This window comes from Chryseobacterium sp. 22543 (assembly GCF_052044565.1).
Lineage (GTDB): Bacteria > Bacteroidota > Bacteroidia > Flavobacteriales > Weeksellaceae > Chryseobacterium.
In genome coordinates this window covers 75,739-88,584 of record NZ_JBQENH010000002.1, presented here as the reverse complement: position 1 = coordinate 88,584, position 12,846 = coordinate 75,739, and the positions used below count along the sequence as shown (strand labels likewise).

General features: G+C 34.6%; 15 protein-coding genes. 2 read left to right on the top strand and 13 right to left on the bottom strand.

The window, feature by feature from the left end; translation table 11 throughout:
* Nucleotides 1-214 precede the first annotated feature (214 nt).
* The 4 genes from ACTJIP_RS06260 to queG all read right to left on the bottom strand — a co-directional run bounded on the left by ACTJIP_RS06260 (nucleotide 215) and on the right by queG (nucleotide 3,350).
* The gene (locus ACTJIP_RS06260; protein ID WP_440704254.1) at nucleotides 215-667 is read right to left on the bottom strand and encodes an SRPBCC family protein; all 453 of its coding nucleotides are present in this window, start codon (nucleotides 665-667) and stop codon (nucleotides 215-217) included.
* Nucleotides 668-718: 51 nt separating this feature from the next.
* Complete coding sequence (locus tag ACTJIP_RS06255) at nucleotides 719-1,366, bottom strand: murein L,D-transpeptidase catalytic domain-containing protein (RefSeq protein WP_077415563.1); 648 nt, start codon at nucleotides 1,364-1,366, stop codon at nucleotides 719-721.
* 3 nt (nucleotides 1,367-1,369) lie between these two features.
* Complete coding sequence (locus tag ACTJIP_RS06250; RefSeq protein WP_077415565.1) at nucleotides 1,370-2,053, bottom strand: TIGR02117 family protein; 684 nt, start codon at nucleotides 2,051-2,053, stop codon at nucleotides 1,370-1,372.
* 358 nt (nucleotides 2,054-2,411) lie between these two features.
* The gene (queG, locus tag ACTJIP_RS06245) at nucleotides 2,412-3,350 is read right to left on the bottom strand and encodes a tRNA epoxyqueuosine(34) reductase QueG (protein ID WP_077415900.1); all 939 of its coding nucleotides are present in this window, start codon (nucleotides 3,348-3,350) and stop codon (nucleotides 2,412-2,414) included.
* Nucleotides 3,351-3,525: 175 nt separating this feature from the next.
* Here queG and ACTJIP_RS06240 point away from each other — a divergent pair, with 175 nt between their 5' ends.
* A complete protein-coding gene (locus tag ACTJIP_RS06240; RefSeq protein ID WP_077415567.1) occupies nucleotides 3,526-3,825 on the top strand; it encodes a rhodanese-like domain-containing protein in 300 nt (99 codons plus the stop codon).
* A gap of 27 nt (nucleotides 3,826-3,852) precedes the next feature.
* Entirely contained in the window at nucleotides 3,853-4,470 is a 618-nt protein-coding gene (locus ACTJIP_RS06235; RefSeq protein WP_440704253.1) for an HD domain-containing protein, read from the top strand.
* A gap of 73 nt (nucleotides 4,471-4,543) precedes the next feature.
* Here ACTJIP_RS06235 and ACTJIP_RS06230 read toward each other — a convergent pair whose 3' ends face one another.
* From ACTJIP_RS06230 to ACTJIP_RS06190, 9 genes are all read right to left on the bottom strand, one after another.
* Entirely contained in the window at nucleotides 4,544-5,314 is a 771-nt protein-coding gene (locus tag ACTJIP_RS06230; protein WP_440704252.1) for an alpha/beta fold hydrolase, read from the bottom strand.
* Nucleotides 5,315-5,329: 15 nt separating this feature from the next.
* Entirely contained in the window at nucleotides 5,330-6,319 is a 990-nt protein-coding gene (locus tag ACTJIP_RS06225; protein ID WP_228408733.1) for an NAD(P)H-dependent flavin oxidoreductase, read from the bottom strand.
* 71 nt (nucleotides 6,320-6,390) lie between these two features.
* Nucleotides 6,391-6,888, bottom strand: a complete 498-nt coding sequence (locus tag ACTJIP_RS06220; RefSeq protein WP_440704251.1) for a hypothetical protein — start codon at nucleotides 6,886-6,888, stop codon at nucleotides 6,391-6,393.
* 61 nt (nucleotides 6,889-6,949) lie between these two features.
* Nucleotides 6,950-8,317, bottom strand: a complete 1,368-nt coding sequence (locus ACTJIP_RS06215) for a peptidylprolyl isomerase (protein WP_077415575.1) — start codon at nucleotides 8,315-8,317, stop codon at nucleotides 6,950-6,952.
* A gap of 86 nt (nucleotides 8,318-8,403) precedes the next feature.
* Nucleotides 8,404-9,327, bottom strand: a complete 924-nt coding sequence (locus ACTJIP_RS06210; protein WP_077415577.1) for a PfkB family carbohydrate kinase — start codon at nucleotides 9,325-9,327, stop codon at nucleotides 8,404-8,406.
* 27 nt (nucleotides 9,328-9,354) lie between these two features.
* Complete coding sequence (gene gldD, locus ACTJIP_RS06205; RefSeq protein ID WP_047381079.1) at nucleotides 9,355-9,912, bottom strand: gliding motility lipoprotein GldD; 558 nt, start codon at nucleotides 9,910-9,912, stop codon at nucleotides 9,355-9,357.
* A gap of 44 nt (nucleotides 9,913-9,956) precedes the next feature.
* Complete coding sequence (gene mutY / locus ACTJIP_RS06200; RefSeq protein ID WP_219072347.1) at nucleotides 9,957-10,991, bottom strand: A/G-specific adenine glycosylase; 1,035 nt, start codon at nucleotides 10,989-10,991, stop codon at nucleotides 9,957-9,959.
* 569 nt (nucleotides 10,992-11,560) lie between these two features.
* Nucleotides 11,561-12,220: a hypothetical protein gene (locus tag ACTJIP_RS06195; protein WP_077415581.1), complete on the bottom strand. Its 660-nt coding sequence runs from the start codon at nucleotides 12,218-12,220 to the stop codon at nucleotides 11,561-11,563.
* A gap of 21 nt (nucleotides 12,221-12,241) precedes the next feature.
* Nucleotides 12,242-12,481: a hypothetical protein gene (locus ACTJIP_RS06190; RefSeq protein WP_440704250.1), complete on the bottom strand. Its 240-nt coding sequence runs from the start codon at nucleotides 12,479-12,481 to the stop codon at nucleotides 12,242-12,244.
* Nucleotides 12,482-12,846 lie beyond the last annotated feature (365 nt).

Genomic DNA, 12,846 nt, shown 5'->3' with positions numbered 1-12,846 from the left:
TGTTAAAAAAACTTAAACAATGGATGAATAAATTCCAATTATTGAAATTTAGATTCTTGCGGAATGACAAACAGAACGTTATATTTATTCATAGCCTCTGTTATTCCATAGGAATTTACATAAAATCATTAAAGGTTTTGGCTAAAGCCAATTGATTTTGCTTTTATTTTTAACGGGCTAAAGCCCATTCCTATTGAATAATTAAAATTAATAGCTAGAACAATTTCCTGAGCACTCTGAAACGGTAATCAAAAATATGTTCCAGTTTCTTTTTAACGAAAAGACGGTGAGCAATTTCGCCTAGAAATCCCATAGGAAGTTCATAATCTATGGCATCTCTCATCAGTACGCCTTCTTCATTGGGAATAAATTCATGATGGTGGTTCCATAGTTTGTATGGGCCTTTTTTCTGGAAATCAATAAAGCTTTTTTGAAAATCGACGTGGGTGATTTCTGTCTGCCATTTCATTTTAATACCAAACAATGGAGAAACATAATAGTCGATGAGCATTCCTTCATAGATTTCATCGTCATCCATTTCCGTCAATACAATAAAGCCCATATCTTTCGGGGTAATTTCTGAAAGGTTATTGGCTGAAGAAAAGAATTTCCAGGCGGTTTCTATATCACAATTGAGCTGTTGTTCGCGGAAAAGCGTATGTTTCATAAGACGGAATCAATTTACATGATTGTTATGAAACAAATGTATAACAAAGATTTAATTATATATCCACATCAGAACGGGTTTCTTCGAGTACTGAATCATCGGATCAATTTCCTTCATAGCATTGTTGGAAACAGTAGGACAACCCCATCCTTCGGGAGATCCTTTGGGAAAGACTTCATCATCACTCATCATGTCCCAGGAATGAAAGACAATAAATCTTTTTAAAGCATTGCCGTTTGTTTCCTCAAGTCCGTGCATCAGGTATTTGATATTAATTCCCCAGTCGCTGTACCCTCTTCCTTCAAGCTTATATTTTCCTAAAGAGGAAAGGTGGCTTCCATCTTCATTACTGAATCCCGGATTTGCTTTAGAATCGTCTTTACTCCATGAATTGGAACCACAACCATGGCCTACCAGGTATTTTTTGGAGATCTTATTATTTTTAAAATCCCAGACAAAAAACCGGTTCACTCCGGAATGGAGACTCATATCAATAAGAATACAGAAATCATTATTAAGGTTCTTTGAATTACAGAACTTCAACGCTTCTTCGGCTTTCATTTTTATCCCGGATAAGTCTGCTGCAGGCTTCTTTTCAATAGTAGCAGGTATTTCAGCAGTATGTATGGTACTGCTTTTTTTCTCCTGAGAACATGAACACAACCAAAATGCGATGAAAAACAGATAAATTCCCTTCATGAATTATTTATAGTGCTGAAAAATTCCGAAATCTGATGGAGTCCAAAGTGCTGCTTTCTGTCCTGCAGCCTTTAAAGCATTATTTGACCATGTATTGCAGGTGTAAAGAAAACTGTAGGTTCCTTTGGCATCATAAAAGGCATCATTATCACTATACACTGCATTTGTAGGAATTAACATGAAATTACCGTTCTGATCTCTGTCAAATTTATCTTCTACAAATTTTACCAGATTCTCATACTGGTTTCTGCTGATCATAATCATTTTACAGTCGTCTCCTTCTTTCATTGTATTATAATAAGTACAGTGCATAGCGGAATCACTAAGCCAGAATGCTGCTTTTACAGCTGTTGAAAACTTCAGGTCTGCCCATGTAGGCGTATCAAGATAGAATCCTTTGTCTCCCCAGCCTATTCCGATATACTGATAATCTGTTTTTTTTGATTTTGTATTGGCGAAAGGAATTTTCATGCTCCAGTCCTGCAGATCATTTTTTACAGGCATTACTATATCAGTATGTACTCCGTTGGTATAAATATAAATCGGAATTTCTTTTTTCTGTCCATCATTTTTAGCCGAAACCGGAATATAGGGAATCAGTAACCCCAGGATTACATAAATCACCACAATTCCTAAAATAATTCCTACCACTTTCAGGAGATACATTAATATAGTTTTCACAGTCATGTTTTAATAAAATTTAATCTTTAATTTTTAGTAAAAGTATTTGTTTTAATCGAAAAATTAGCTATATTTAGTTACGAAATATTCACAAATATGCGTAAAACTATCAAATCCCAAAAAAGGTTTAAAGTAAGAGTAAAAACTGCTCCTAAAAGAATACAAAAAAAACGTTGATTTTCGGTGAGATTCTGATCTCCTGAAAGTCATTTTTTCTTTATAGGAAACGGTTTTCAATTAACTTATTGATACAAATCTTTACCTCCTTAAAGCCAAAAATTTAAGGAATGGTCGATTATCAGCTCTGGTTTGGAACTATAAAAAATTCCGAAGGAGGGATTGTCACCGAAAGTTCAGGGAAAAATCAATCAGAAGACTTCTGTAAAAACTCAATATTTCGCTTCAAACCTACAAATTTGGTTCTTTTCACGGGGGATTTCCTGAAGATTTCAGAGAAAATTTCCTGGGTAATTTCTTTCCATTCTCCTTTTTTAAAATTTTTCAGGGCTTCATTGGGTTTGAAACGGCTTTGTTTGTTGGGGGCTGAAAAACGGTTCCATGGGCAAACATCCTGGCAGATGTCACAGCCAAACATCCAGTCTTCCATTTTATCTTTAAAATAATCCGGAATTTCATTTTTGAGTTCTATGGTTGCATAAGAAATACAACGGCTTCCGTCAATAATTTTCTCCGAAACAATAGCATCCGTGGGACAAGCATCAATACATTTTCTGCAGCTTCCGCAATGGTCTGTAGTGGCATGATCGGCAATCAGTTCCAAATCGCAGATAATTTCAGCCAGAAAGTAAAAAGATCCGTTCTGTTTGGTAATGAGGTTTGCATTTTTTCCTACCCAGCCGATTCCAGATTTTCGGGCCCAGCTTCTTTCCATAATGGGTGCAGAATCTACAAAAACCCGAAATCCGAACTCTCCTATTTCCTCCTGCAGCTCTGCAACCATCTCACGAAGGATTTCTTTGATTACTTCATGATAATCTTCTGCATAAGCATATTTTGAGATCTTGTAATTTTCTAATATTGAAATTTTTTCCTCGGGAAAGTAATTGTATGAAAGTGAAATAACAGATTTGGAACCCTCTACCAAAAGCCGGGGATCAAGTCTTTTGTCGAAATGATTTTCCATGTACTTCATTTCGCCGTTATAATTGTTCTTCAGCCATTTTTCAAGATGGGGAGCATCTTCTTCCAAAAAATCAGCTTTAGAAATGCCACAACTCTGGAATCCAAAACTTTTTGCCTTGGACTTTATCAGTTGGGAATATTTTTCAGCGCCTGCATTCATAATTTCACACTGCAAAATTAAGATTATTTTATCAATCTTCTGATTTCTGTGGAGGTTCATCTGAACTCCTGTTCCTATCCTGCTTCTTTTCTGAAAAATTATGTTTTAATTAGGATTTTTTTCAAAAAAAAATTACGTAATTTCGTTTCTAATTTAATGTTTAAACCCAACAACTATGTCTTTAATAGAAGTAATACAATCCGGAAACTATGAATTAATTGACGTTCGTGAGCCAATGGAGCTTGAAATGGACGGCAATATAGATGGTGCTAAGAATATTCCTTTAGGTGAAGTAGAAGATAGACAGGATGAGATTCTATCTATTGAAAAGCCGGTGATCTTATTCTGCAGAAGCGGAAACAGAAGCGGAAAGGCATTGGATTATCTTAACAATCAAGGATTAAAGGACGGTTATAACGGCGGAGGCTGGGCCGAGCTGAAGGCTGTTCTGGAATCAAATCAGGGAACTTTTTAAAAGTTCCTTTTTTTATATCTTATTTCTATGGATCTGAAAAATTATTTTGAAACGCTTTGTTCTCCTTTCACCGAAAACAAACAGCTGATCAACAGCCTGTGGAACGAACTTGAGACCAGATATTCTGAAAAAGGCAGATATTACCACAATCTTTTTCATCTGGAAAATATGTTTCATGAACTTGAAGCGGTGAAAGTTAATATTTCAGATTTTAAAGCTATTGCTTTCTCAGTATTCTACCATGATATTATTTATGATGCCACTTCCAAGTCTAATGAGGAAAAAAGTGCTGCTAAAGTTGAGAAAAGACTTGCTGAACTTCATATAAATAACGACAAAATCACTATCATTTCGGAGCAGATTCTTGCCACAAAATCGCATCAGAAGTCTGATCATGAGGATACCAATTATCTTTTAGATGCTGATCTTTCCGTGTTGGGAAAAGATTTTACAACTTATTTGGAATATACTCAAAATATCAGAAAAGAATATTCCATTTACCCTGATTTTCTTTATAAGCCAGGACGAAAAAAAGTACTCAGACATTTTCTGGAACTTGAAAGTATCTTTAAAACAGAGTATTTTAAGGAAAAATATGAGATGCAGGCAAAGGAAAACATTGCCGCTGAACTGGAGTTACTGTAACCGGAATTCATTTAATATAAAAAGACACCCGTTAAAAGGTGTCTTAATTCATATTGTTTATCGTAATTCCAGATTAAGAATACTTACTTATAAATTCTGTTGCTCTTTCCAATACTAGTTCAGGAACTTCTTTGTGTGGCGTATGCCCTGTAGCTGGAATAATATATTTCTCAGCACTTCCGCTTACCTGGGTAACAGTTTTCTCTACCTGATCCAATGTGCCATATTCATCAGCTTCTCCCTGGATAAATAACAATGGGCAAATGATATGCTTCAAGAGATGTTCAATATTCCAAGTTCTGTAATCGTCCCGTGTCCATGTTTCCGTCCATGCTCTGAAAAGCATTTCGACTTTATCACCGTGGTATTTCTGCAAACGTTCTGCAAGATTGTTTGTTTTGTAGGCTTCCCAGGCATCATAAACTCCTTTCAACGTTACATCTTCCACAAATATATGTCCTGCTTCACAAACAACGGCATTTACTCTTTCCGGATATTTTGCAGCGGTGATCAAAGCAATGGTTCCTCCATCACTGTGCCCGAAAAGAATAGCGATATCAATATTCATTTCAACCAATAAATCATTCAAGAGATCTGCTTCCAGCTCCATATAATTTACCGGTCTTTCATGAGTAGGCATCGGATGTGATTTTCCATACCCTAAACGGTCGTAAGCAAGAGTATTGCACTGTGCAGCTTCAGATAATTTAGTTGGAAAGTCTCTCCAAAGCTGTACTGAACCGAGTGAATCATGCAGAAAAATAATGGTAGGTCTGCCTTCAAACGGATTATAGTGTTCTATATATAATTTTTTACCCTTTACATCAATTATTCTTCCTTCCATTAAATCAATTATATTTTAAAATACAGGCATTTTCGTTTCTTCAAATTCTTTTAATAAGTGACTGAAAACAGTTTCCACCGGGAGAACTTCATCAATCAGGGCAGAAACCTGGCCTATTTCCAACTCTCCATCTTCCATATCTCCTTCAAACATTCCGCGTTTTGCTCTGGCTCTTCCTAATGAAGCAATTAATGCATCTTTATCTCTTCCGATCTGATAGATGCCTTCCAGTTCACTGAAAAATTTATTTTTAACCATTCTTACAGGTGCCAGTTCCTTCAAAGTAAGATGGGTATCTCCTTCCTGCAGTTCTGTGATTTTCTTTTTCCAGTTTTCATGAGCGCTGGCTTCTGTAGTAGCGGCAAAACGGGATCCGATCTGTACACCATCTGCCCCCAGAATCATTGCCGCTTTGATCTGTGACCCTAAAGCAATTCCTCCTGCAGCAATTAACGGCTTAGAAATATGTTTTTTAACGTTTGGAATAAGGCAGAACGTTGTTGTTTCATCTCTTCCATTGTGACCTCCTGCTTCGAAACCTTCTGCAACGATAGCATCTACTCCTGCGTCTTCACACTTTACAGCAAATTTGGTGGAGGAAACTACGTGAGCTACTTTTATTCCTTCTTTCTGCAGGGTTTCTGTATAAGTCTTCGGGTTACCTGCTGATGTGAATACAATTTTGACTCCTTCTTCAAGAATGATCTGAATGATCTCTTCAATATTAGGATATAACATCGGTACATTTACCCCGAAAGGTTTATCTGTAGCCTGTTTGCATTTCTGGATATTTTCTCTCAGGATGTCAGGATACATACTTCCTGCTCCAATTAAGCCCAATCCTCCACAATTGGAAACCGCAGAAGCGAGTCTCCATCCGGAATGCCAGATCATACCTGCCTGGATAATGGGATATTTAATATTAAAAAGGTGTGAAATTCTATTTTGGGAAGCCTCCATATCATGAAGTTTTTTTGCAGCGTTAAAATCTATAAAATTGCTCATGCGTAAAAATACTAAAAACAACGATTCCAAGGGTCTTCTGTTCGCTAAAAATATACAGAAAACTCATATTATCATCTTTTATAAAGTTCCAAAATACGGTCAATAACTGGAGTTATTTTCAAAAAAAGCTGAGCAAGCTCACATATATCTTTCTCTATACTATCTTCTTGTAGCTCTACCCAACCTTGCATTAATGTCAGAGGGCCATAATTTACACTCACATTAGGCCATTCTTTCTGGTATTCTAAAAACTCTTTCCTGAAATTCTGAGCAAAATCTCTGCTGGATATTTTGTAGGCTTTCAATGTTCTTAGTTTTAGGGCATGGATGTTATAATAGATCTTTTTTTCACGAATCGTTTCATCATTTAACCAAACAGAAAAGAAAATCCGCCCCTCGGCATCCAAAGGTGACTGAGGGTCCCCACTCCATTCCGGATTGTAGACTTTAAGTGCAACAGATTCCAAAACTATATCAACAGACAATTTCAACCCATTATTACAGAGTATTTCTTCAGGAATTCCGGATGTTGCAAATTGAAATTTTCTAAGATAAAAAGTATAATCCATACTCTTATTTTTATAAATATATTAATAAAAAAAACCTTCAGAAGTTCTGAAGGTTTTGATTTTATTTTGTCATGGATTGTTTCTTCCAGTTTGACTTAAAGCTACAACTGTCGTAACGTCCGTCAATAGAGATAAAAGTTGTAGGTAACTTAGAGTTGACAAACTTTTCAACCATTTCACTTTTCTTTTTATTCAGCGCCATCTGCTTGATTCTGCTGAAATCTGTTTCCAGTGTAATCTGGTGAGAAGGAATCACATCTTCCACTTTGATGATTTTGATTTCCTTTCTCTTGTTTTCTTCATCTTCAAAAGCTGTAGTGATATCTCCTTTGTTCAATCCTGCTAATTCGTAGCTGATTGTTCCCGGAATACTTTCTCTCTCAATTTTATCAGAACCATCTGCTCCAGGAATTATCCCTGCGTTGAATTTTGTTCTTTTATCATCTGAGAATTTAAAAGCAGCATCTTTAAATGTCATTTTACCACTCACGATAAGACCTCTGATACTGTCTAGTTTTGCTTTTGCAGTTTTAAGTTCATCATCAGTAGGTACTCCTTTTAGCAAGATATGTCTTGCATCATACACTTTACCTGATCTTTTCAGCAACTGGATAATGTGGAATCCGAATTCTGATTCAATAGGATCTGAGATATCATTTTCCTGAAGGTTCAGTGCAGCAGCCTCGAATGGCTTCACCATCTGCCCTTTATTGATATTTTTATATAATCCTCCGTTAGCAGCTGATCCTTCATCTTCAGAATAAATTCTGGCCTGGCTCTCAAAAGTTTCTCCCCCAAGAATATCCTGCTTGATTTTTTTCAATCTGTTGATAAGGTCTTGTTTGTGTGCTTCCGTTAATGTAGGATAGATCATAATCTGAGCTAAAGTAACTTCATCTTTTATCTGTGGCAGCTGTGTTTTATACATATTATAAAAGTCAGTTACCTCATTTGGAGTTACGTCAGCCTTCTCAGTAACTCTCTGGTATTTTGCCTGTCCGTAATACTGGTCAGTATCTATCTTTTCGATAGCATTTTTCATTTCATAAGCATTTCTGAACTTATAAGCGGTAAGCAAAGTTTTTTCATCCGGAAATTGAGAAAGCAACTGACGGTATTTTGCATTAGCCTGTTCTTTGATTGCTGCAGAACGGTTTTCAATTAAGGTATCTTTTTTTGCTTCATATACAAGAAGCTTGTTGCTGATAAGGTTTTCCAGGAACTCACATTTGTCTGTGTTGGCAGCTCCCTGCTGTTTCCCATAATTCATTTGCTCAAGAACATCAGATTCCAAAACAATCTCATCTCCGATAACAGCTGCAATACCATCCACCAAATCTCCTTGTTTTAGCTGGGCATTCATCATATTTGAAGAGAATATCATGATGAAAATCCCAAGAAGAAAAGTGATTTTTAGTTTATTTGTCATTTTACTATTTTAACAAGTTGCAAATTTAGAATTCTTAACGAATTTCACTCAATTTTTTATTATAAATATTTCTTAAAAAGACTTATTTACTGCAGTTCAACATCAAAAGTCGTTAATTCTTTGAATTGTCTCAATCTGCTGAACATATCTGCCTCGCTTACTTCCTCTATTCTTTCTGTTCCGAACTTCTCTACAGTGAATGAAGCCATAGCAGATCCTACGATAAGAGCTGATTTCATTGTTTCGAAATCTATTTTCTCTTTTTTAGCAAGATAAGCTGCAAAACCTCCTGCGAAAGTATCTCCAGCTCCTGTTGGATCGAAAACATCTTCTAACGGAAGTGCCGGGATAGCAAATACTTTATTGTCATGGAAAAGTAAAGCTCCGTGCTCTCCTTTTTTGATGATCACATACTCAGGTCCCATTGTATGAATCTTTTTAGCTGCTTTTACTAAAGAATATTCTCCAGAAAGCTGTCTTGCTTCTTCATCATTAATAGTAATTACGTCTGTTTTCGCAATCATATCCATTAAGATATCCCATGCAGAATCCATCCAGAAGTTCATGGTATCAAGGATAACCAATTTCGGACGGTTGTTCATTTTTTCAAGTACTGATAACTGAACTCCAGGGTGTAGGTTTCCAAGTAACAAAATTTCGGCATCCTGCATTGAATCCGGGATTTTCGGATCAAAATTCTCCAGCACATTTACTTCTGTAGCCAAAGTATCTCTTGTGTTCAGATCATTGTGGTATTTTCCAGACCAGAAGAATGTTTTTCCTTCTTTTACGATTTCAATTCCTTCGATATTTATATCTCTGTCTGTGAACATATCAAGATGTTCTTGTGGAAAGTCTCCTCCTACTACAGAAACAATTCCGGATTTAACGCCTAAAATTGATGAAGTGATTCCGATATAAGTGGCTGCACCTCCTAAAATTTTATCCGTTTTACCAAATGGTGTTTCAATTGCATCAAATGCAACACTTCCTACAACTAAAAGTTTCATATATTTTTCAATGTATATTAAAAGTAATTATTTTTTCCATTCAAAAGAGTCCAGCATGTGTTTCATATCGTTTTTGATATAGTTCACTGCAGGTGCAAGAGAATCCGGTTTCGGTCTCGTATTAAAGTATAAGTAAGCAGTAACGAAGTGTTTCGTACTGTCTGTAATGTAAAACTGAAGGTTGGAAGCACTCTGCCCTTTCAGCTCATAGAAGTTCCCGTATACTTTTTTTTCAGGGTATTCAAAGGATTTCGTATCTATAGAACTGGCTTTGATGGTATGCTCATATACCATTTTTTCAGCTTCTTTGATATGGTCTGCAAAGTCATTTTGTATCGGGTAATAGGTAACGAAAAGCTTTGCCTTCATTTTAGGATAGTTCACATAGAACCAGCAAGGTTTTTTAGCAGGAGCAATAGTAGCAAAGTCCGAGTACTCAAAGGTATAGGCACAATCGTTTTCAAACTTTTGGTATTTCGGTGTTGGATATTCAAGACGCAGTTCTCCATAAGGTTTGGGTGAAGGGTCTTTTCCACATGAAATTAAAAGCAGTGATACAAAAATAAAAATGACTTTTTTAATCATTTTGCAAAAGTACAAATTAGATTTCAGATTTCGGAAGACAAATTTCAGTCTTTCAGAGAGTTTTGAATGTAATTTTCCAAAGGCTTCGGAAACGATTTTTCGTGAGAGCCTTCAACATCTGTAATCAGGTATTGATTTTCAGCTATAAAATCATTCCATATCTTTTGTGAAGTGACCTCAACATTCAATATTTCAATACTTAAATTCTTATGAGTAAGTTTATGAGCAACCGTTTTTGAACCTGTAATAAATGGTTCCATATCCAATGAAATACCTGCTGGAAACTCAAATAACTTTTTCCATATGAAATCGTCTGTTCTCTGACGGATCAGAAATTGGCCGTTTCTGTGGACAAAATAATAAGTCAAAGCAAGATCTTCGGCTTTTATTTTTTTTGTTTTTACAGGATAATCTGAAGTCTTTTGCATAGAAAATGCCAGACAGTCTTCATTGATGGGACATTCTCCACAAAGTGGATTTTTGGGTTTACAGATCTCTGAACCTATATCCATCATCGCCTGATTAAAGTCCCCAACATTTTCCGGCATCACCAAAGCAGCCAGCTCAGAGAAATAGGTAAAAGCTCTGGAATTCGAAATATCAAAATCATCAGCAAAAAGGCGGCTCAGAACACGGTAGAAATTCCCGTCAACAGCAGGCATTTTTCCACAGAAACAGATACTTGACACAGCTGCAGCGGTATATTTCCCTACTCCTTTTAATTTTAGAATTTCTTCATATTGATGAGGAAAGACACCCTGGTAATCATCCATGATCTGTTGGGCAGCTTTATGAATATTGATGGCCCTTGAATAATAGCCCAATCCTTTCCAATATAATAAAACTTCATTTTCCTCAGCTTGCGCCAACGTTTTTACATCGGGAAATCTTTTAATGAAATTATTATAATGATTCAATCCCTGATTGATCCTTGTCTGCTGAAATACGATTTCACAGATCCAGATTTTATACGGATCCTTTGTCTGTCTGAAAGGTAAATCTCTTGCATTATTTCTATACCATTCCAGGATTTTGTTGCCAACGTATAGAAATTCTGAGGCTGTTTTATTTTTTTCCAAAAACCAATCTTGTTTTAAATCATTGAAGAGATGATTTTCTCTTTCTCTTTAACATTATTTTCAATGCTGCAAAGATAGGTTTATTTTATTTTTTAGACCTGTTTAAAATTTTTAGAAAGAGTTTAAACAGATGCTCCAGAATTTTTTGAAATATGAAAGCAATAATAATATTTATTGTTTTCTTTATTAATGAGATGCCATTTACCTTTAAATAAATTACTGGCAATATTTTCCGAATGAATTTCATCATTCGTTTGTTTTTCTTCTTTAGACTGTTTACAAGAGTATGGGAGAAGTGCGAATAACTAAAATCAATTTTTTTTTCATCATTTGGTTTATAAATAGGGTAAAAATTGACTTATTGCATCAATATCCATTCATTATTAGTAGATTCTCCTCCAACTCCTTTTATATAAAATTGAGTTTTATCTTTTTTAATTATAAATTTCGGATCAATACCTACACAATTTAATTGATCACCATTATAATATATTTCTAATTGATTGCCTTTTTCGATACCTATTTGCCTTCACAAAGATTTGACTCTTTATATGTATTTAATGATAAGATTACATTATTTTTTTTATATCAAATTTATATGAAATAGAAGCCATACCTGTTGTTGTAGGCTCTGTTTTTACTGAAGTAGAATGAGTACCATCATAAGTTGATGAGTTGCTTTTAAGATTTTTAAAAAGCTCTTTCTGAATAAGGTTTGTTTCAAATGCTAAAATATCTTCTGGAATCTTTGAAGGCTCTATTTCTCCTATTTTTTTCCATTTATTGTTTTCATATAAATAGAAAGTTGTTTTTGCATTTTGCTTTGGTTCAAATTCTCCATCTTTCCCTCCTGTATAAGAGATGAATTTATTTGGTAGATAAGAAGCAACTATATAATAATCGTTTTCTTTAATATAGTTTTTTATCAATTTTGAATCTTGAGAATCATTTTCTTTATTGATGGACTTTGAAAAAAAACCTTTTGAATTGTTGGGGTTCCAGAAATATTGTTCTATGTCTTTTTTTCCAATAAAGTCAACACTGAAAACACCCATTTTTTTATCCGAATAAGTGTATTTTGGATAAGGATTGGAGATATCTGGAATAAAAAAACCAGTTGTTTGGTATTTTGTATCTAGAAAATTTATGTTATCATTTTTCTCTTTTTGACCTTTACAGTCGTAAAAGAAAAAAATAAGAAGTAATAAAATTAAAAAGGGTTTCATCATTGTCCTTTTTTTTATAAAATTTTATTCAATTTCATTTCCATATAGTAAAAGTTTACCGATAAAATCACTATTCCAATTTTCTATATATATGTTTTGAAGTTCTGAAGCCCAACCAGATGTCTCTTCTTTTTTACCATCAAAGTATGATGAAGAATAAAACTTACCTGTAATAAAATTAAATGATTTTGAATAATTCTTTTGAGCTTTTGTATAACTTAGATCATACCCAATAACTTGTATTTTTTTTGTTTTTAGGATCAAACCTAAATTTTATTTTTTCAATCAGATTCTTTCTCCGGAAATATTTGGTTTTGTAATTTGATCGGCATAATCTACTCGAATGATAATGATTTTATTTTTAATAATAGGATCACTTAAATAATAATCTGATTCAGCATTGTTATATAGAATACTATTATTTATAATGGGGATTTCAACCGTTTTGTTCAAAGAAGATAAATAGATGGATAAAATAAAACTTGAGAGTTCTGCATTTTGTTTCGCCCTAACTTCCGCTTTGTCCCCAACATTATCATCATCAAAGTATAATGTTTCATATTGTTATTCTATACTATCAATAGCTTTTGTATTATCCTCTTTGCAGTTAATAAAGAAAAGTAAGGATA